19 protein-coding genes are annotated in these 19,481 nt (G+C 68.8%); 4 read left to right on the top strand and 15 right to left on the bottom strand.

What is annotated here, in order from left to right:
* The first annotated feature begins 28 nt into the window (after positions 1–28).
* A complete protein-coding gene (locus JAV51_RS17965) occupies positions 29–1,612 on the top strand; it encodes an NAD(P)/FAD-dependent oxidoreductase (protein WP_197321911.1) in 1,584 nt (527 codons plus the stop codon).
* Between the two features lie 58 nt (positions 1,613–1,670).
* Here the strand turns inward: JAV51_RS17965 and JAV51_RS17960 are convergent, their stop codons facing one another.
* Complete coding sequence (locus tag JAV51_RS17960) at positions 1,671–3,506, bottom strand: non-ribosomal peptide synthetase (protein ID WP_307845923.1); 1,836 nt, start codon at positions 3,504–3,506, stop codon at positions 1,671–1,673.
* A gap of 380 nt (positions 3,507–3,886) precedes the next feature.
* Between JAV51_RS17960 and JAV51_RS17955 the strand changes: the two genes are divergently transcribed.
* Positions 3,887–4,621 (top strand): tryptophan 2,3-dioxygenase family protein, encoded by a 735-nt coding sequence (locus tag JAV51_RS17955; RefSeq protein ID WP_197321909.1) that lies wholly within the window; start codon positions 3,887–3,889, stop codon positions 4,619–4,621.
* Positions 4,622–4,624: 3 nt separating this feature from the next.
* Here JAV51_RS17955 and JAV51_RS20500 read toward each other — a convergent pair whose 3' ends face one another.
* The 12 genes from JAV51_RS20500 to JAV51_RS17895 form a co-directional block, all read right to left on the bottom strand.
* Positions 4,625–5,125 (bottom strand): winged helix-turn-helix domain-containing protein, encoded by a 501-nt coding sequence (locus JAV51_RS20500; protein ID WP_197321908.1) that lies wholly within the window; start codon positions 5,123–5,125, stop codon positions 4,625–4,627.
* 122 nt (positions 5,126–5,247) lie between these two features.
* Positions 5,248–5,466 (bottom strand): MbtH family protein, encoded by a 219-nt coding sequence (locus tag JAV51_RS17945; RefSeq protein WP_197321907.1) that lies wholly within the window; start codon positions 5,464–5,466, stop codon positions 5,248–5,250.
* Positions 5,467–5,513: 47 nt separating this feature from the next.
* On the bottom strand, positions 5,514–8,222 hold the full coding sequence (locus tag JAV51_RS17940) for an aminotransferase class III-fold pyridoxal phosphate-dependent enzyme (RefSeq protein WP_197321906.1): 2,709 nt from the start codon (positions 8,220–8,222) through the stop codon (positions 5,514–5,516).
* Positions 8,219–8,479 (bottom strand): acyl carrier protein, encoded by a 261-nt coding sequence (locus JAV51_RS17935; protein WP_197321905.1) that lies wholly within the window; start codon positions 8,477–8,479, stop codon positions 8,219–8,221. The genes JAV51_RS17940 and JAV51_RS17935 overlap by 4 nt, the downstream gene beginning before the upstream one ends.
* Entirely contained in the window at positions 8,479–9,117 is a 639-nt protein-coding gene (locus tag JAV51_RS17930) for a 4'-phosphopantetheinyl transferase superfamily protein (RefSeq protein WP_197321904.1), read from the bottom strand. The genes JAV51_RS17935 and JAV51_RS17930 overlap by 1 nt, the downstream gene beginning before the upstream one ends.
* Before the next feature lie 6 nt (positions 9,118–9,123).
* Positions 9,124–9,378, bottom strand: a complete 255-nt coding sequence (locus JAV51_RS17925; protein ID WP_197321903.1) for a phosphopantetheine-binding protein — start codon at positions 9,376–9,378, stop codon at positions 9,124–9,126.
* On the bottom strand, positions 9,371–10,237 hold the full coding sequence (locus JAV51_RS17920; RefSeq protein ID WP_197321902.1) for an alpha/beta fold hydrolase: 867 nt from the start codon (positions 10,235–10,237) through the stop codon (positions 9,371–9,373). Before JAV51_RS17920 ends, JAV51_RS17925 begins: the two co-directional genes overlap by 8 nt.
* A 4-nt stretch (positions 10,238–10,241) precedes the next feature.
* Positions 10,242–11,225: a nitronate monooxygenase family protein gene (locus tag JAV51_RS17915; RefSeq protein ID WP_197321901.1), complete on the bottom strand. Its 984-nt coding sequence runs from the start codon at positions 11,223–11,225 to the stop codon at positions 10,242–10,244.
* Entirely contained in the window at positions 11,225–12,052 is an 828-nt protein-coding gene (locus tag JAV51_RS17910; protein ID WP_197321900.1) for a hypothetical protein, read from the bottom strand. Before JAV51_RS17910 ends, JAV51_RS17915 begins: the two co-directional genes overlap by 1 nt.
* On the bottom strand, positions 12,049–12,294 hold the full coding sequence (locus JAV51_RS17905; RefSeq protein ID WP_197321899.1) for an acyl carrier protein: 246 nt from the start codon (positions 12,292–12,294) through the stop codon (positions 12,049–12,051). The genes JAV51_RS17910 and JAV51_RS17905 overlap by 4 nt, the downstream gene beginning before the upstream one ends.
* Positions 12,291–13,172: a diiron oxygenase gene (locus JAV51_RS17900; protein WP_231642570.1), complete on the bottom strand. Its 882-nt coding sequence runs from the start codon at positions 13,170–13,172 to the stop codon at positions 12,291–12,293. The genes JAV51_RS17905 and JAV51_RS17900 overlap by 4 nt, the downstream gene beginning before the upstream one ends.
* A gap of 38 nt (positions 13,173–13,210) precedes the next feature.
* Positions 13,211–14,182, bottom strand: a complete 972-nt coding sequence (locus JAV51_RS17895; RefSeq protein ID WP_197321898.1) for a hypothetical protein — start codon at positions 14,180–14,182, stop codon at positions 13,211–13,213.
* 399 nt (positions 14,183–14,581) lie between these two features.
* Between JAV51_RS17895 and ccrA the strand changes: the two genes are divergently transcribed.
* Positions 14,582–15,919 carry a crotonyl-CoA carboxylase/reductase gene (gene ccrA / locus JAV51_RS17890; RefSeq protein ID WP_197321897.1) on the top strand — a complete coding sequence of 446 codons (1,338 nt, stop codon included), beginning with the start codon at positions 14,582–14,584 and terminating at the stop codon, positions 15,917–15,919.
* Between the two features lie 32 nt (positions 15,920–15,951).
* Entirely contained in the window at positions 15,952–16,944 is a 993-nt protein-coding gene (locus JAV51_RS17885; protein ID WP_197321896.1) for a beta-ketoacyl-ACP synthase III, read from the top strand.
* Positions 16,945–16,965: 21 nt separating this feature from the next.
* On the opposite strand, the gene JAV51_RS17880 is transcribed toward JAV51_RS17885, so the two are convergent.
* Together JAV51_RS17880 and JAV51_RS17875 are read right to left on the bottom strand one after the other, a co-directional pair.
* On the bottom strand, positions 16,966–18,183 hold the full coding sequence (locus JAV51_RS17880; RefSeq protein ID WP_197321895.1) for an MFS transporter: 1,218 nt from the start codon (positions 18,181–18,183) through the stop codon (positions 16,966–16,968).
* Between the two features lie 27 nt (positions 18,184–18,210).
* Positions 18,211–19,410 (bottom strand): cytochrome P450, encoded by a 1,200-nt coding sequence (locus tag JAV51_RS17875; RefSeq protein WP_197321894.1) that lies wholly within the window; start codon positions 19,408–19,410, stop codon positions 18,211–18,213.
* Between the last annotated feature and the right edge of the window lie 71 nt (positions 19,411–19,481).

Genomic DNA, 19,481 nt, shown 5'->3' with positions numbered 1-19,481 from the left:
CATGCCCCTACCAACAGACGAGGTCAGGATGAGAAAGAACGTCTGTGTCATCGGTGCCGGGCCGTCGGGCCTGGTCGCGGTGAAGGAACTACTGGACGAGAACCACTCGGTGACGTGCTTCGACCGCGCTCCGCAGCTCGGCGGGGTGTTCCGGCCGAACGCCGCCGCGGACGAACCGGGTCACTACGACTCGACGCTGCTCACCATCTCCAACTACATGATGGCGTTCTCCAGCTTCCCGCCCCCGCCGGGACAGCGCCGCTATCACTGGTCGGCCGCCGAGTACTGGCAGTACCTCCGCGACTTCGCCGATCACTTCGGTCTCGAACCGTCGATCCGCTACCGCACGGACGTGCTGAGCGTGACGAGAAGCGAGGACGGTGACGGCTACCTCGTCGAGGTCGCGCCGGTGGGCGAGCCCGAGAAGCGAACGACCCACCACTTCGACGCGGTGGTGGTGTCCACGGGCACCCACCGGGTTCCGAACTACATCGACCTGCCGGGGCAGGAGGAGTTCGAGGGCGAGATCCTGCACTCGGCCTACTACCGCAACGCCGAGCCCTTCCGTGGCAAGCGAGTGCTCTGCGTCGGGGTCGGCGAGACCGCGGCCGACGTCGTCCACGAGATCGCCGGGGTGGCCGAGAGCTGCACGCTGTCGGTGCGCCGCCACCAGCCGGTCATCGTGCGCAACCCCGGCAAACGCGGTTACCCGAACGACGCCTACACCTCCCACCTGCTGAACTCGGTGCCGCTGCAGATCGCCACGCTCGGCGCGCGGTTGCAGGCGAAGTTCGGCAAGCGGTTCGGCAAGACACCGATCGAACGCGCGGTGGCCGACTGGAACTCGCGCAACCGGTACTTCTTCAACCACTTCTTCACCAAGAACGAGTCGTTCCTGCATCGGGTGGTCGACGGGACTCTGACGGTCAACGCGTCCGGCATCGAACGGCTCGGCCGCGACTACGTGCAGTTCAAGGACGGCCGGCGCGAGCAGATCGACACGATCATGCTCAACACGGGCTACGTGGAGAACTTCGACATCCTCAAGAACGTGGACGTGGGCGACGTCCGCCGGATGTACAAGCACATGATCCACCCGGAGCTCGGCGACAGCATGGTCTTCATCGGCTGGGCGCGGCCCGCCGCGGGTGGCGTGCCCGCGTGCTCCGAGATGCAGAGCCGCTACTTCGCCCTGCTGTGCAGCGGCAAGCGCAGACTTCCCGACCCCGCTCGGCTGACCGAACTCATCGAGCAGCAGGCGGCCTACGAGGACGAGCTGTTCTTCGGCAACCCGAACGAACGCACCCTCGTGCACTACAACAACTACATGATCGATTTCGCGGACCTGATCGGCTGCTCCCCCTGGCGGGCGTCGGTGTTCGCCGACCCGAAGCTCGCCTACCGGCTCTGGAGCGGTTCGCAGATCCCGACGATCTACCGGCTGTACGGGCCGCACAGCGACCACTGGAACGCGCGCAGCACCGTGCTGAGCCTGCCGTCGACGTTCCGGGTGCACGAGACCGTCCTGGCCACGGCGTTCATCGGGGTGGTCAGGGCACTGACCAAGCTCGGTCTCGTCAAGAAGGACCCGGTCTACCGACGGAGACCGTGACACGACGACGGGCCCCGACGCGGCAGGCGATCGCGCCGGGGCCCGTCCACATGGGGGCTCACGCCTCGCGCGGCCCCTCGTCACGTCGTTCGAGCAGCTCGGCCAGCTCGGCGAGGTTCGCTGTCTCGAACATCGACCGCATCGGCACGGCCACCCCGACCTCCTTGCGCAGTCGGCTGACCAACCGCGCGGCGAGCACCGAGTGGCCGCCGAGGTCGAAGAAGTTGTCCTGCGGCGTGACCTCGTCGACCCCCAACGTCTCGCGCACCAGCTCGCACACCACGCGCTCGTACGACGTGGCGGCGGCGTCCGCCGTCTCCCTCGTGGTCCTGTCGGCGCCGTCAGCCCGCTGCCCCACCGTGGACGTCAGGGCCCGCTCCGCGAGCGCCTTGCGATCGACCTTGCCGTTCGGCAACGTCGGCAGTGACTCCAGCAGCACGACGTTCGAAGGCACCATGTGCTCCGGGAGCGCCACCCTGGCGTGGTCGCGCAGCTCCGCCTCCGTCACGGTCGCACCGGCCGGGGTCTTCACGTAGGCGACGACGTGCTGCGTGGAGGCGTCCTCACCGCCGACGCACGCGACCACGACCTCCACCTCGGGATGCGTCTCCAACCTGGCCTCGATCTCGCCCAGCTCGATCCGGAAGCCGCGCATCTTCACCTGGTTGTCGACGCGACCGGTGAAGTAGAACTCGCCGTTCGGGTCGCGACGCCCCCGGTCGCCCGAGCGGTACATCCGGCTGCCGGGCGGACCGTACGGGTCGGCCACGAACCGGCTCGCCGTCAGCCCGGGCCGGTTCAGGTAGCCCCGCGCCACGCCACTGCCGCCGAGGAAGAACTCGCCCTCGCCACCGTCGCGGAGGTCCTCCAACCGCTCGTCCAGGACGTACACCGTGCCACCGTCCCACGGTGTCCCGACACTCACCTCGTCCTGCACGCCTTCGAACGGCCCGCCGATCGACGCGCCGACCGTGACCTCGGTGGGGCCGTAGGCGTTGTAGAGCCGCCTGCCCTTCTGCCAGCGCTCCGCGAGCGCCCGGGTGCACACGTCGCCGGTGGAGGTGATGGTTCCGCCGACCAGCAGCCCCTCGCTGTCGGTCGAGCCCAGCGCCACGGGTGGCAGCACCGCGTGGTTCACCTCGTGGCGGAGCATGGTCTCGCGCAGCGACTCCCCCGGCAGCAGGTCGTGCCGATCGGCCATCACCAACGTCGCACCGTGCAGCAACGCGAGCGAGAAGTCCCAGAACCACGCGTCGAAACTGAACGAAGCCCACTGCAGGATGCGGTCACCCTGTCCGACCCCGTAGATCCTCGCCTGGGTCGACACCATGTCCGCCACCCCGGCGTGACTGACCGCGACTCCCTTCGGCACACCCGTCGACCCGGACGTGTAGATGACGTACATCAGGTGGTCGGGCAGCAGCGGCGCCGACCGCTCCTCCTGAGTCACGTCGTCGGCGCGCTCCCGCTCCACCTCGGCCTCGACGTCGGGGGCGTCCAGCACGAGTTCGGGCAGCCCGTCGCAGGGCACCGTGACGTCCCCGGTCCGCAGCAGCAACACCGGGCGGGCGTCCTCCACCATGTGGGTCAACCGCGCGGCCGGGTAGTCCGGGTCGAGCGGCAGGTACGCGCCTCCCGCCTTCAGCACGGCCAGCACCGCCACCACCAGCCGTGGCGAACGGGGCAGCGCGATCGCGACCAGCGAGTCCGGTCCCACGCCCGCGGCGAGCAGTCGCCTGGCCAGCCGGTTCGCCTCCGCGTTCACCTCCGCGTACGTCACGACGGTGTCCTCGAAACGCACAGCCGGAGCGCTGGGCGATGTCGCGACGCTGCCTTCGAAAAATTCAGCAACAGTTCTCAACTTCGGTCCGCCTTCGACGCGAGGTACCGGCACGATCGGCTCAGAATAGGCATGCGCCGGCCCCGCACAGCGGCAATCTTTCCCGAGTCTTTTCCGCACCGAGGACGTCCTGACAGCGGTCGAAGTGCGGTTTCCTCACAGTCCGGAGTGGACCGAAAAACCGCGTGACAGAACTCTTTCCTCGTCTCCGCGCCGTGACACGAATTCGCCCACAATGGGCCGATGTTTTCGGGAACGTGTCCTCACAGGCGACACCGGATCATGTCCGATTGCGGCGCCGACGCGAGGACCGACGTCCCGGGCCACGGGCATCCGAGGTGACTCGCCGGATCCGGTCCGGTGTCCTCGCACGCGGCCTCCGTTCGCGACTCGCCATCACCTGCCCGACTTCGTCACAAGGAGAGGGAACCACAGTGGCCGACGACATGACCTACCAGGACTACCTCGAACTGGACACGCTGCTGTCTCTGCAGTCACCCCGCACCGCGGGAACCGGAGCGTCGGAGTCCACGGTCCTGTCGGAGCGGTTCTTCATCGTCGCGCACCAGGCCAGCGAACTGTGGCTCCAGCAACTGATCCTCGACCTGGAAGCGGTGCTCGACGCCTTCACCACCTCCGACGACTCGTCGAGTGCGGACTGGATCGTCGACGTACTCCACCGGGCGGCGGCGACGATGTCGTTGCTGCAGAACCACATTCTCGTGCTCGACCGCCTGCCGGTGCGTGACTTCGCCACCTTCCGGGCGTTCCTCGGCACGTCCAGCGGAGCGCAGTCGGCGCAGTTCCACCGGCTCTCGCACCTGCTGGGCCACGGCGACAAGGAGGGACCGCTCTACGAGTCGTTCGCGGCCTGGGTGGCCCGGTCGGGGCTCGACCTCACCGAACTGGCGCCGTGCGGCACCGAGTCAGGCGTCCACTACCGGATCATCGACGCCCTGCTCGACCTCGGCAACAACTACTGGCGCTGGCAGACGAGCCACATCTGTCTGATCACCAAGGTGTTGGGCGACCACGCGGGCACCGCGGGCACCGAAGGGGCGAACCACCTGCTCAGGCACTGCACGCTTCCCTTCCCGGAGTTGCGGCGACTGCGCGGTCGCGCTCACCTCGGCCACAGCGTGGACGTCGTCGCGATGGCCAACGACTGACCGTCAGAGTGGCTCCACGACGAAACCGCGACCCCACACGTTGCGCAACGCCAGGCCGATCGGCTGCAACCGTCGGCGCAACCGCATGACGTGCAGGTCGAGGGCGTTGCTCGACGAGCTCGCGCCCGACCTCTCCAGAATCTCCCGAAGCTCCGCCCGGTACACGAGCTGGCCGTACCGGGCGATGAGGGGAGTCAGCATCTCGCACTGCATCACCGACAGCGTCACGGACGCTCCCTTGAACCACACCGTGCCGGAGGAGTCCAGCACGGGTTTCTCGTTCACCACGGCGCGTGCCGACAACTGGCGCACCCTGGCCCGGAGGTCCTGCGACACGATCGGCGGCCGGACCCAGTCCTCATACGGGCCGAGGTTCTCCGGCGGGGGAGCGCCATGCTCGACGATCAGCAGGCAGAGATTCTGCCGCAGCTTGCATTGCTCCCGAACCTCGCTCTCCGCGGGCCAGCGCACGAACTTGACCCGGTTCTCGACGTCTACCTTCACGGACTGCCCCCAACCATTCTCTGCTCCTGGTCGTGGAAAGCTGGAGTTGTCGATCGCGCCGTCGCGGCCGTGGTCGAACGCACACGCCGTCACGGCGACGGCGCGAGCGATCGACGGTGAGTTCACCGCGAGGCTGCTGCCATCGCGTCGCGCAGGCTCTTCGGACGCATGTCCGTCCAGGACCGTTCGATGTGGTCAATCACGTTCTGTCGGCTGTCGGGGCCGAACACGACCCGCCAGCCCTCGGGCACGTCGACGTCCTCGGGCCACAGCGAGTACTGCTCCTCGGCGTTGCACAACGCCAGATAGGTGCGGTCGTCGTCCTCGAACGGGTTCGGCATGGCTGACTCTTCCTCTCGTGGGTCGGATGGACAACAACGAGGACCGGTCACGGTCCGGTAGGTCTGTGGCGTGGTTCGTCGAGCGTCCACGGTTCGGAGGTGACGGTGCCGCCGACGATGCGGGCGGGGTACAGCCCGTGTCGCGCGGCGAGGTCCCGGGCCGCCAGCACTCCCGACACGGACAGTCCGCCGTAGGAAGGGCTCGGCGTGTCGGGTTCGAAGCCGAGCAGGATCGTCTCCGCCATGCAGGAGTAGAGAATCCCCGGCGGCAGGGTGATCCCCGGGAAGTGCGGACGTTGCGCGTCCGGGAGCTGGATGCGCCCTCCGGAGACCAGCGTGACGTTGTCCCGCCGCGCCACGGAAGGGGCGACGTCGCCCGGGACGGCCAGGTCGCAGACGAGCACGTCCCCGTCGTCGGCGAGGTGGGCCTCCGTGATCACCGGCTCCGCGGAGTTGGTCGCGGTCACCACGGTGGGACAGTCGCGCAGCGCGGCGGAGTCCTCGCTGATCGAGACGTCGGTCAAGTGCTCCAGTCGCTTCGCAACCGTGCCGAGCCGTCGCCCGGACCCCCGCCTGCCGACGAGCACGAGCGACTCGCAGTACGGCGCGATCAGTTCGGCCATGACCGCGCCGATGTTGCCCATCGCGCCGACGAGGCCGACCCGACGTCGCCCCGGCTCGATCCCGGCCAGCCGCGACCGCAGCAGGTCGTAGGCGCACGCCGCCGTCAACGAGTTGCCCGAGGTGACGCGCACCTCGTCCTCCACCACGGCGCGCGAGGCGTCGGTGACGATCGAGGTGTAGCCGCCGAGCCCGATGACGTCCGCCCGCAACGACACGGCCAGGTCCACAGCGTCGAGCACGGTGCGCTTCAACCACGGCCCGTGTCCCGCACGCAGACCCTCGACCGCCTGGGCCGCGGTGAACGGCACCGCCACCATGCTGACCTCCACCTCCGCGCCCGTGGGCGAGGTGACGCGGCGACGGACGACCTCGAACGGGTCGGCCTCGCCGTGCAGCCGGTCGATCGCCGCCGAACACTGCTCGTCCGACCAGTCGCCCAGCTCCGGTGCCAGTGCCCGCAGCGTGCCCGCGGTGTCGAGGTTGGCGAGGAAGACGGCACGCGGGAGGCCGCCGCGCCGTCGCGGGGCGCTGGTCGCCCCACTGCGCGGTGCCGGAACGTGGCTCCTCGGCCGCCACTCGACCTGCGCGGGCACCGTCAGGTGTTCGAGCAGGGTCGCGTAGTCGCCCTTGGAGAGCAGCCCCGCCACCTCGTCGAACGCCTCGGCGATGCGGTCGATCTCGGCGAACTCCAGCACGGCGGACGGCTGCACGCGCAGGGTGGTCGGCGCGGACAGCGTGGGAATCACCCGGATGCCGTGGGTGCGCAGCAACCGGCCCGCGATCAGGTAACCGAGCGACTCGGAGTCGAACACCTCGCGAAGCAACTGCGACTCCGGCCGGGGCAACCGGAACTCCACCCCGAGCAACAGCCCTCGACCGCGCACCTCGGCGATCGCGTCCGGCCAGCGCCGCGCGACCTCCACCAGCCGGTCGCGCAACCGCGAGCCCAGCTCGACGATGCGGTCCCGGCACGCGTGGGCGAGGTCGAGTGCCTTCAGGGCGATCCGCGCCGAGAAGTCGTCCTCGGCGAAGGTGGAGGTGTGGTGGCGTCCGAAGTCCGCGACGTACCGCGGCGTTGCCACCAGCATCGCCGAGATCTTGGCGAGTCCTCCGCCGAGCGACTTGGACAGCAGGTAGTAGTCGGCGACGACCCCGGACGGCTCCGAGGCGAGGAACGTGCCCGTGCGGCCCATGCCGCACTGGATCTCGTCGAACACCAGCGGTGCCTCGTGCCGGTCGGCCAGCTCCCGCAGCGCCGCGAGCGTCTCGTCCGGTACCTCCCTCACCCCGGCCTCGCCCTGGATGGGTTCGGCGAAACAGGCGGCGACGCGGGAGACGACGCGGGTCGTGGAGTGCGCGACCCCGGTGGGATCGACGGTCACCAGGGAGATCTCGACCCGCTCGGCGTCCAGCGCGGTGACCACCTCGGCCGGGGTCCAGTCGTGCAACCGGTGCCGTCGCGGCCCCGGGAGATGCAGATCGGACGGCACGTTCGCGCCGTGCGTCAGCGTGCCCGCACCGGAGGTCTTGCCGTGGAAGGCGTCCTGAAGCGAGACGAAGACCGGGCTCTCCTCGCGAAGACGGGCCACGGTGTCGAGCGACTCCCGCACCACGTCCTCGCAGCGTCGCCCCTCGGTGGGGCCGTCCGCGCAGACCAGGTCCGCCGTGCCGTCCCGCCGCAGCGACCGCAACGACCGCTCCAGTTCCTCCTGCACCGCGCCGAGCCGACGGCTGCGTTCGACCGCCGCGTGCTTCATCGCCGCCTCGACGGCCTCGGCACCGGAGTTGCCGAGCGTCACGACGTAGGCGGCGCCGGTGGCCTCGCCGACGACGTCGGAGAGCCGCTGTGCGAGTTCGGCCGCGGCGGTGCGCACGCTGCCCTGCGCGTTGAAGGGCACGCTCTCGTCGAGACAACGCCGGGCCACCTCGACCAGCGCCGGATGGTTGTGGCCGAACAACGACGCGCCCGCACCCCCGACCAGGTCCAGGACACGGTCGACCGCACCGTCCGCGCCGTCGCGGACCAGGTAGTCGCCCGAACCGGACCGGTAGCTCGCGTCCAGGTTGAGGGACCGGAACAGCCGGGCCAGTTCCGGCCGGGCGTAGGCGGCGAAACGAGCGGTGTCGGTCATCGGTCCGCGTTCCCTCGTCCCGCCTCCACCGGCAGGGCCGCCGCCACCTGGGTCACCACGTCGCGCAGCGTCTGCATCGACGCGGCCTGCTCGTCGGAGATCTCCAACCCGAAGATCCCCTCCAGCTCCACGATCAAATCGATCGACCGAACCGAGTCGAGGCCGTAGTTCACGAGCGGAGCGTCGGGGTCGAGTTCGGCCACCGCCAGGCGGCGACGGAACAACTCGTCGACGACCTCGAATACGTTCCCGTCCATCACGTTTCCTCTTCTCGTTCGGACACTTGATCGAGCCTCGAACCACCCACCGCCCGTCTCGGCTCGTCGGGTCGTCGGATCGCCACGGCGAGGGAGGCGTCACCGGAGCGGACCCGGACCCGTGCCGACACCTCGCCGCAGGAGGCGAGCAGCGCGCCACCGGCCGGGGTCAACGCGATCCGCCAGAACGGCAGCCCGTCACAGACCGCGGCACCGGACAGGGCCTTGAACGCCGCCTCCTTCGCGGCGAACAGGTCCCGGGCGCTGTAGCGGCCCGCCGGCCTCAGCAGTGCTCGTCGCTCCGGCTCACGCAGGATGAACCGCGCCACCCTCGCCGAGACGTCCTCGCTCTCGATGTCGATGCCGACTCCGGCGGCACCGGGGACGACGATCGCGACGGCGAGGCGCGACGTGTGCGCGATCGACCCCGCGAAACCACGCGGGAAGCACGGCCTGCCGTCGGACCCGCGAGGCACCACTCGCCTTTCCGCTCCCGCCTCGACCAACGCCGTGGCGGCGGCCCGACGCCCCGCGACGGTCTGCTGGACGGCCGCGTACGGCCACTGCACCGGTTCCCACGCCGTGCGGGCTCCCGGCACGGCCCGACGCAGCACGTCCAGCTCGACAGCCGCCGACACGTCTGCTCAACCCCGCACGGCCACGACGTGGTCGGCCAACGAGCCGATCGAGCGCAGCACCTCCGGCTCGACGTCGTCCTCCCACTCGAAACCGAACTCGTCCTCCATCGCGACGAGCAGGCTGACGAGCGCGGTGGAGGACACCCCGGCCCGACGCAGCGACTCGGTGTCCGACACGCGGTCGACGAAGCTCGCGTCGTCGACCAGCTTCGCCAGCAGCGTGCGGATCGCCTGCCGGACCTCGGAAGCCGCGTCAGCCATTCGCTTCGACTTCCTCGACGAGCTCACGAACGATCTGCTGGAAGCGGGCGGAGTCGTCGATGAACGGCAGATGCCCGGCCTTCGGCATGATCACGTGGCGGCCGTTGGGGAAGATGTCCGCGAGTTCGGCGGCGCCGGTGGGGCTCAACAGGATGTCGTCGTCCCCGACGACGATGACGGTGGGCGCCTCGATGCGGCGGCACAGCTCGGGGTCGGTCTCCGCCCGCAGCGCCAGGTTCAGCCCGTTGGCGAGGTCCTCGGCCGTGGTGAGGGCGAGGAAGCTTTCCCGCAGTCCCAGGAAGCCCGGCGTGCCGAGTTCCTCGTTCATGTCGGCACCGAAGACCTCGGGGTACAGGTGGCCGTACAGCGCGGCCATGCCGTGGTTCTCCAACGTCAGCAGCCACGCGCGCTGGATCTGGCGGTGTCGACGCATGCCCCGCGGCCCGAGAGCGGGTCCGGCGAGCACGAGACCCTTGACGCGGTCCGGGTACCGCAGCGCGACGTCACGGGCCAGCACCGTCGAGATCGACGTGCCGACCAGGTAGGTCGACTCGATCTCCAACGCATCGAGCAGGCGGATGACGTCCTCCGCGTGCTCCTCCCACGTCGGTTCCTTGTCGTGGTGGGAGGACTGGCCGTGGTTGCACAGGTCGTAGCTGACGACCCGGTGGTCCTTGGCGAGGTCCTCGGTGAACACGCGCCACGTCGGGGCGGTGATGAAGAAGTTGTTCAGCGTGGTGACGGCCGGGCCTTCCCCACGGGACTCGTAGTAGAGCTCCACGCCGTCCCTGGTCTGCACGCGCGGTGCGTCCTCGTGGTACCAGAGTTCGAGGCGATCCAGCGTTTCCGAAGCTGACATGGCGTCATCCTTTTCCTGATCCGACAACATCGGCACCGGGCAGGACACGGGCGAAGTCGGCGACGACCTCGGCCGCGTGCCGTTCTCGGGTGACGGCGTCGCAGGAGAGGCCGCAGTACATCGCCATCTCCTCGATCCGTCCGGTGGTGGTTCGGGTCGGCACCGCCGCGCTGAACCGGGGCACGAGGTAGGACCTCTCCCCGACCACCGTGCGACCGATGAACTTCGCGGGCTGCTCCGGCGTGGCCGTCACCGAGGTGGCCAGCACCCGGTGTCGTCGGCTCGGCCAGCCGACGTGGTACACGTCGGTGATCACCGTGTCGGTGCCGTGTGCCCGCGTCACCGCCTGCTTGAAGTACGGGTGGGCGTGCGACTCCTCGACGGCCACGAAGGCGGTGCCCAGCAGCACCCCGTCGGCGCCCGCCGCGACCGCGCGACGAGCCTCGTCCGGAGACCCGATGCCCCCGGCGGCCACGAGACACGCCTCGGGCAGCCGCTCCCGCAGCGCGGCCACCAGCTCGTCCCGGTGGGAGTGACCCAGCAGGTGGCCACCCGCCTCGACTCCCTGCGCCACCACGATCGCGCCCGCCTCGGCCGCGGCCACCCCGTCGGCGACGGTGCCGACCTGCACCACCAGGTGCCTGCCTGCCGCACGGACGCGCTCGAACACGCGCGACTCGGGCATCCCGAACAGCGACACGTACACCCGCGACGGCGTCTCGTCGAGCACCTGGTCGAGCTGCCGGTCCAGCTCCTCGGCGCCGACGACCTCGGGAATCAAATTGACCCCCACCGGCCGATCGGTGCCCGCGACGAGGCGTTCCAGCATCGCCGACAGGGCCACCCCGGAGAGCTTGTAACCGCCGACGCAGCCCGCCGCGCCCGCGTCGGACACCGCACACGCCAGCTCCGCGCCCGCGACACCGCCCATTCCGGACTGCAACAGGCTCACGTCGGTGCCGAGCACCCGCGCCAACGCCGGACGCATCAGCGCAGACTCTCGACCGCCGCCAGCGCCTTCGAGGCACTGCCGAACCGCGTGGTCAGTGTGTGCACCCAGCGTTCGAGTCCGAACGCGAGGCAGCTCGTGTGCGCCGGCTCGTCACCGACCTGGATGTCGCAGCGCTCGCCGAAGAAGTTGCGGTGGTAGTTCACCGACCCGATCGCGAGCCCGTCGACGACGAATTCCTCCTTCACCGGGAAGAGCCGCTGCATCTTCGCCTTGCCGCCGTTGCGGTCGAAGAACGGGTCGGTGGCGACCTCCGTCCGCACCTCCAGACCGAGCTCGGCACACAACGCGAGCACCGTCTCCTTCGCCCGGCCCAGGTGTGCCTTCGTCGCGTCCTGCGTGCCGATGCACACGATCTCCCGCATGGAGAACCCGAGCAGCCTCCGCAGCCCGTCGTAGTGGTCCTCGTTGCGGAAACACGTGCCGAGCGTGGTACGCAGCGCGCCGGACTCCGGCAACCGCGCACCCGCCAGGTCGAGGTAGATCGCGTAACAGGCCGCCGACGGCAGGGCGTACGAGGCGGGCACGAGCACGTCCGCGTCGAGCTGCTCGACCGGGCGCGGCAGGTCCGGCAGTGCCCCGCGCAGCCGCTCGGGGTCGCACCCCGTCGCGGCGAGCCCCAGGTGCGGGAAGTTGTCGAAGTAGTCGAACGTGTCGAGGTCCCGGGTCCGCAACAGGTACGGGAACCGGAACTCGGGCGCCCCCCACTCGCCTGCCCAGCGCCGGAACACGGCGTCGAGGGCCCGAAGCAGGTCGAGCTGGTCACCGTCGAGAACGCGCAGCCCGTCGTCGGTCGCTGTCGTCATGATTCCGCCTTCTGCTTGAAGAACCGTGCCTCGATCGCCTTGAGCGTGCGGAAGTCGTCCAGATCCAGCTCCTCCGGATCGATGGACTCGCCGGTCAACTCCTCCAGCAGGAAAATGAACTCGACGAACGCCAACGAGTTGATGGCTCGGCTGTCGATCAGGTCCAGGTCGTCGGGAACCTCACCGAGTCGGGGATTGCGGTCGAGGATGAACGACCGGACCGCGTCGAGTTCGGCCGTCATGACGGGATCGTTTCCCGGCCGACGCCGACCTTGGTGAGGAACTTCCTGGTGCGCTTCAGGACGTCGTCGTGCGCCTTCAGCCGCGCCGGGTGCTCCAACGCGCGCCGCCGCAGAGCCAGCGCGTCGGGGATGCCCGCGTCGCGGTAGGCGGCGGGGTTGTAGAGGGTGCCGATGCTGTACTGGAGGTAGTTCTCCAGGTACTCGGCGAGCACGGGCAGCTCGGCCGGGTCGCGCTCGGTGACCTGCTTCAACAGGTCCTGGAAGATCATGCGGCCGAACGCCACGTGACGGCTCTCGTCCTGGTGGTGCACCCGGTTGATCTCACGGGCGATCGGCGGGAGCGACTCGTCGGTCGCCATGTGCGCGTTGTAGTAGTCGACGATCTCCTCGAAGATCAGGATGCGCGCGAAGACGATCAGCTCCTTCGCCACCGGCGAGAGGTGATCGGTGGACTCGACCTGCAACGTGGGCTGAGCCGGGTACAGCTTGCCGCCGTAGCGCAGGCAGAACTGCGCGAAGAACCACATGTGCTCGTTTTCCTCACCGATGAAGTGGTGCAGGAACTCCGAGACGTTGGCGTACACGCGCTCGTGGATGCGCATCACGACTTCGCTCATCAGTTCACGGATGCCGTGAATGTTGAGGCTGAAGAAGTTGACGGCCTCGTAGCGGGTCAGCGCGAGCTGCTGCTCACGCGTCAGCTCGTCCCACATCGGGGTGCCCGCGAGCGTGGTGAGGCTCTCGCTCATCCACGGCTTGTCGGGCTCGATGGCGTCCGGCCAGTCGAACATCGTGTACGGGTTGTAGTAGCCGGACTCGGCCATCTGCTCCAACCGGTCCAGTTCCAGTTCGATCGGTCGGATGTCGCGTACTGCCATTGTCACTCGCCTTTCGCGCGGAAGGGCTCACCCGCTGGTCAGCGGGCCGGCCGAATGTCGGAGTACACCTGCACCGCTTTCGGTGAAGCACAGTCGTGGTAGCCGAAGGGCGCGTTGCCGGAGGCAGTGGACGGGATCACCTTGTTGTAGATCGATCCCAGACACAGCTCCTGGAACTGCGCGGTGTTCGCCGACAGCCTGGCCGCAAGCTGTGCCTTGGCGATGTCGACGGTCTTCACCGCGCCGTCGTCGTCGATCACCTCGACGCACGCATGGGGAAGGTCGAGTGCACCACCGAGCACTCCGCAGAACCACCCTCGCTTGGCCTCGGCGCGGTACCCGGCCGCGCGGAACTGCTCGGCGAGGAAGAGGCTGGCCGCGATGCAGCTTGTGGCACCGAGAGAATGCACCAGTTCGTAGTCGGCCTGCATGGCCACCGGAACCATCTGCCAGCGGTAGCCGGCGTCGAGATAGTCGCGGGTCAAGCGGCGCAACTCGGTCGAGACCAACGGAGTTCGCGCACCGGTGGTCGTCACCGTCGCCGAGAACTCGGCCGATCCGGTCGACGCCTCGGGCGCGACGGCGTCGTCGACTCGCCCGCCGAAGCGGACGACGTCGGGGGCCTCGAACCGCCACGGCGCGACCTCCGTGCACTCGGGGCACTCCAGGCGCACCCGCATGGCCCAGGTCTTGGGCTTCAACAACGGGTCCACGGGGCGGTCGGCGAACCGGAAGAGCATCCGGAAGGTCAGTTCCGGCTGCGTCCTCGACGACTTCGAGTACATGCCGAGGTTGTAGAGGTCGTTCGGGTCGAAGTGTCGGACCCCGGACTTCAGCTCGTACGGCAGGCCCGCGTCCACCAGCTCGTCGATGCCCGTCGAGTCGCAACGCAGCATCTCGCGCGCCACCGACTCGGGTTGGTCCCGCACCGCGTACCGCGTGGGGACGAACTCGATCGATCGCGCGACCTCGGCCCACGGCTTCGCCGTTTCGACGACTCGATCCGACACGGTTCATCTCCCCACGAGAAAAAAATTAGCTCCGCGAGCCGACCCCAGACACAGCTGAAACCACTTTGATCGGAAATCATTCCGCCGACCCGGACAGGCGGAACGGTCTCGACAGTAGCGGGCGGACAAGCACGCCGCAACGGTTCAGTTTCACACGTGCACCCGTGCATTTCGCATACCCGCGAATGACGGGACAACATCCGCACAGTCGCTGGTCACAGCCTACGAGCCCAGCTCAAGCAGGCAGCCAGCACGGCGTTGCGACGTTCGGCCGAACAACGTCGGACACCCACGTCGAACGTCTCGAATTCAATGCTTTTAAGCATGGACTTACTCATTCGTAAGCATTAAGAAAAGCAAGTCCTCACGCTCCCCATCACACGCTCTTCGGAGGTATCCGTGCAGAAGATTCTCGATGCGATTCTGGCCGACGAACTCGACGACATCGGCAGGATCGACGTACCGACGAGTTACCGGGGAGTGACGGTGCACGCCGACGAGGTCGACATGTTCGAGGGCATGGCGACCGCGGACAAGGACCCGAGGAAGTCGCTGCACCTGGACGAGGTGCCCGTACCCGAGCTGGGCCCCGGTGAGGCCCTCGTGGCGGTGATGGCCAGCTCGATCAACTACAACACGGTCTGGTCCTCGATCTTCGAACCGCTGCCCACGTTCAATTTCCTGCGGCGCTACGGCCGCACCTCACCGCTGGCGGCCCGCCACGACCAGCCCTACCACGTGCTCGGTTCCGACCTCTCCGGCGTCGTCCTGCGCACGGGGCCGGGCGTCAACAACTGGAAGCCCGGCGACAAGGTCGTCGCGCACTGCCTCGACGTAGCGCTGGAGCACCCCGACGGGCACAGCGACACCATGCTCGACCCGGCGCAGCGCATCTGGGGTTTCGAGACGAACTTCGGCGGCCTCGCCGAACTGGCCTTGGTGAAGACCAATCAGCTGATGCCGAAGCCCGCCCATCTCACCTGGGAGGAGGCCGCCGCATCGGGGCTGGTCAACTCGACGGCCTACCGTCAGCTCGTGTCACGCAACGGCGCCGGCATGAAGCAGGGCGACGTGGTGTTGATCTGGGGTGCCACCGGCGGTCTCGGGTCCTACGCCACCCAGCTCGCACTCAACGGCGGAGCCACCCCGGTGTGTGTGGTGTCGAGCCCTGCGAAGGCCGAGCTCTGCCGTCGCATGGGCGCGGAGCTGGTGATCGACCGCAAGGCCGAGGGGTACCGGTTCTGGTCCGACGAGCACACGCAGGACCCGCGCGAGTGGAAGCGCTTCGGCGCCCGGATTCGCGAACTGACCGGTGGTGACGACCCCGACATCGTGTTCGAGCATCCCGGACGCGAGACGTTCGGGGCGAGCGTCTTCGTCGCCAAACGCGGCGGCAGCATCGTCACCTGCGCCTCCACCAGCGGCTACCAGCACACCTACGACAACCGCTACCTCTGGATGAACCTCAAGAACATCATCGGCACGCACTTCGCGAACTACCGCGAGGCGTGGGAGGCCAACCGGCTGATCACGAAGGGCCGCATCCACCCCACCTTGTCCACTGTGTACCCACTCGATCAGGCGGGGCAGGCGACGAGCGACGTCCACGGCAACGTCCATCAGGGCAAGGTCGGCGTGCTCTGCCTCGCGCCGGGGGAAGGCCTCGGGGTGAGCGACCCCGAGCGACGTGAGCGCTTCCTTCCCGAGATCAACCGCTTCCGGGTCGACCCGCAGTGAGCAGCCGTTCCGCGCGAGACGAAGGACGATCGATGACAACACGGACCGCACCCCCCAGAGCCGGCCTGACCTCCCGCATCGTGTCCGTCGGCCACTACGTTCCCTCCCGCGCCGTGACCAACGACGAGCTCGCCGCTCGCGTCGACACGTCCGACGAGTGGATCCGCAGCCGCGTCGGCGTCGCCACCCGGCACATCGCCGCGCCCACCGAGTCGGTGGCCGACATGGCCGTGGCCGCCGCCGGGAAGACCCTCGTCAGGTCGGGACTCGACGCGACCGACATCGACCTCGTCGTCGTGGCGACCGCGACCGCGGTCGACCGGATGCCGAACGTCGCGGCGAGAGTGGCCAGGGCGCTGGACGTCCCGTCGGCGGCAACGTTCGACGTGAACGTCGCGTGTTCCGGCTTCTGCTACGCGCTCGCCACCGCCGACCACGCCATCCGCAACGGCACCAGCCGCAACGCGCTCGTCGTCGGCGTCGACAAGATGTCCGACTTCATCGACTGGGAGGACCGGACCACCTGCGTGATCTTCGGTGACGGCGCGGGTGCCGTCGTGGTCTCCGGCACCGACGCGCCGGGCCCCGCCGGTGTCGGTCCCGTGGTCTGGGGGTCGGAACCACAGAGCGGAGACCGCATCACGATCGAGACCACAGGGCCCACCGGCCCGCCCGCGTTGTTCCGGCAGGACGGGCAGGCGGTGTTCCGCTGGACGACGACCACCCTGGCCCCGGTCGCCCGGGAGGCGTGCGCGCGGGCAGGTGTCGACCCGGCCGACCTGGCCGGGATCGTGACCCACCAGGCGAATCTGCGCATCATCGAACCGATCGCCCGCAAGATCGGAGCGCGCGACGCGATCGTGGCACGCGACGTGGTCGACTCGGGGAACACCTCGGCGGCCAGCGTCCCGCTGGCGCTGTCGAAACTCGTCGAACGGGGCGAGCTGCCCAGTGGAGCTCCGGTGCTGCTGTTGGGTTTCGGCGCGGGACTCGCCTACGCGAGCCAGGTGATCCGCTGCCCGTGACGCCGGAGACGCCCGGCCGGGTCAGTCCTCGGCCGGGCGACGGACCAGGCTGATCGGGACCAACGCGCACAGAGTCGCGCCCACGGCCACCCCCGCGAGCACGGCACTCATCGCGACGTGTTCGAAGAGCACGCCCGCCAACGCGTACGAGAGCGGACTCGCCACGAAGACCGCCGCCCCGAAGAGCGGCACCACGTGCGGACGGATGTGCTCCGGTGGCCGGGTGGTCAGCAACGCCACCGCGGGCGCGGTGACAGCGGGCAGGAACATGCAGCTCATCGCCACGGCCAGCGCCTCGGTGAGGAACGGCTGGTCCCACGGCACGAACCACAACGCCAGGGCGGCGCCCACGCTGCCGGCCGCGGCCAGCTTGATCGGCGGAATCCGCCGGGCGAGCCACGCGACAATCAGCGTGCCCACCGCGGTTCCCCCACCCCAGGCGGCCAACAACCATCCGGCCACCTGCGGATTCGCCTCGTAACGGTCACGGGCCATCACGGGCAACGCGATCATGACGACGGGCATCAGCGCGCCGTAACCGAACGCCGCGAGCGACATGCGCCGCAGCACCTGGTCACGCCACAGGTAGCGGACACCTTCCAGCATCCTGCCCGAGGACGAGGACTCCTGCCGCGGGGCCGCGGTGTCGCGCGGCACCCCCAGCAGGAGCAGGGCCGACACCACGAACGTGCCCGTGTCGATCCACAACACGTTCGTGGCGCCGACCCATCCGACGAGGAACCCCGCGACGGCGGGGCCGATCAGCCTCGCCGTCGAGGTCGCCGTCTCGAACAACGCGTTGCCCGCGGTGACTGCGCCCTCGTCGGACCCGATGACCTCCGACAAGAGCATGCGCTGGGCGGGGAAGTACGTCGAGTTGACCGCACCGATACCCGCGACGATCGTCAACAACACGCCGAACGGCAGCATGTCCAGCAGATACAGCGTGGGCACGGACGCGAGCAGCACGGCGTTGACGAGGTCGCCGACGATCGAGACCCGGCGCGCACCCCACCGGGCCACGAGCAAGCCCGCCGGCATGCTCAACAGCGGCACCGGCAGGATCTCGGCGACGAACACCAGCCCCATCTGTGACGGCGAGCCGCTCGTCATCAGGACGAACCACGGCAGCGCCAACAGCGTCATCTGGGTGCCGATCGCGGAGACGAACTCCGCCGCTATGACTCTGCCGAACCGCCACGTCCGCAAGGGCGAACGCTCCGCCAGCGCGCCAGTCACCACTTCAGTCCCTCTCGTCCGGCCGGTTCACCAGGTGACCGGCAGGCTGTGTACTCCGTAGACCGCCATGTTCGACCGCATCGGCACCTCCTCCGGGTCCACCGCGAGCCGCAGGTCGGGGAAGTACTTCAGCAGGGTGCCGAAGCCGATACGCAGCTCCTGCCGGGCGAGCTGCTGCCCGAGGCACTGGTGGATGCCGTGGCTGAACGTCAGGTGGCCCAGTCCACCGTTGTCGATGTCGAACCGGTCGGGGTCCGGGAACCGCGAGGGGTCCCGGTTGACGCTCGGCAGGTGGACGAGGACGGCCTCGCCGGGGCGCATCGTGACCCCGTCGATCTCGACCTCCTCGGTGGGGCTGCGCTGCACCCCGATGTGCACCACCGTGAGGTAGCGCAGCAGTTCCTCCACCGTGTTCTCGATGAGCGACTCGTCGGCACGCAGCTTGGCGAGCTGGTCGGGATGCTGCAGCAGCGCGAACGTCCCGAGCGCCAACGTGTTCGCCGTCGTCACGTGGCCCGCGACGAGCAGCATGAGGGTGGCCCCGAGGATCTCCGCCTCGGCGATGTCGTCGGCGGTCACCAGCACGCTGAACACGTCGTCGGCGGGTTCGGCCCGCTTGCGCTTGAGGATGTCGTCGACGAGGCCGGTGATGTCGGTCAACGCCGCCCGCGCCTCGTCGGGTTCGATCTCCAGTCGCAGCAGCTTCTCCGAGTCGCTCTCGAACCTGTCACGCAGCGAGAACGGTACACCGAGCAGCTCGCAGATCACCTTCGACGACACCGGAAGGGCGAAGTCGTCCACGAGGTCCGCGGGCGGTCCCTTGCGGACCATCGCCTCCGCGTAGTCGGTGGCGATCTGCTCGATCCTCGGCACGAGCTGGCGCATTCGACGCACCGTGAACTGCCCCATCAGCCGCCGTCGGATGCGCGTGTGCTCCGGCGGGTCCATGTGTTCCATCAGACCGGGAACACCGGCCTCCAGGTCGGCAGGACGATCGGTGGGGAACGCCATGTGCTTGACCGCGATGTCCGAGGAGAATCGTTGGTCGGCGAGGATCTCCCTGGCCTGCTGGTACCCCGTCACCAGCCAGCCGTTGTGCCCGTCGGGGAAGGTCATGCGACAGATCGGCCGATCCGCCTGCAGACTGCGCACCGCGTCCGGCGGGTCGAAGCGACGTTCACGGTGGGTCGGCAGTCCATTAGTGATCGGGCACGAGCTCTGGGTCATCTCGGTCTTCTCACCTTCCGTCATTCGCCTGGGAACGACTGGTCGACGCCCCAGGTCCGAAAAGAATCAGC

The sequence above is a fragment of the Saccharomonospora sp. NB11 genome, from assembly GCF_015910535.1.
Lineage (GTDB): Bacteria > Actinomycetota > Actinomycetes > Mycobacteriales > Pseudonocardiaceae > Saccharomonospora.
This window is presented reverse-complemented; position numbering and strand designations above follow the sequence as displayed.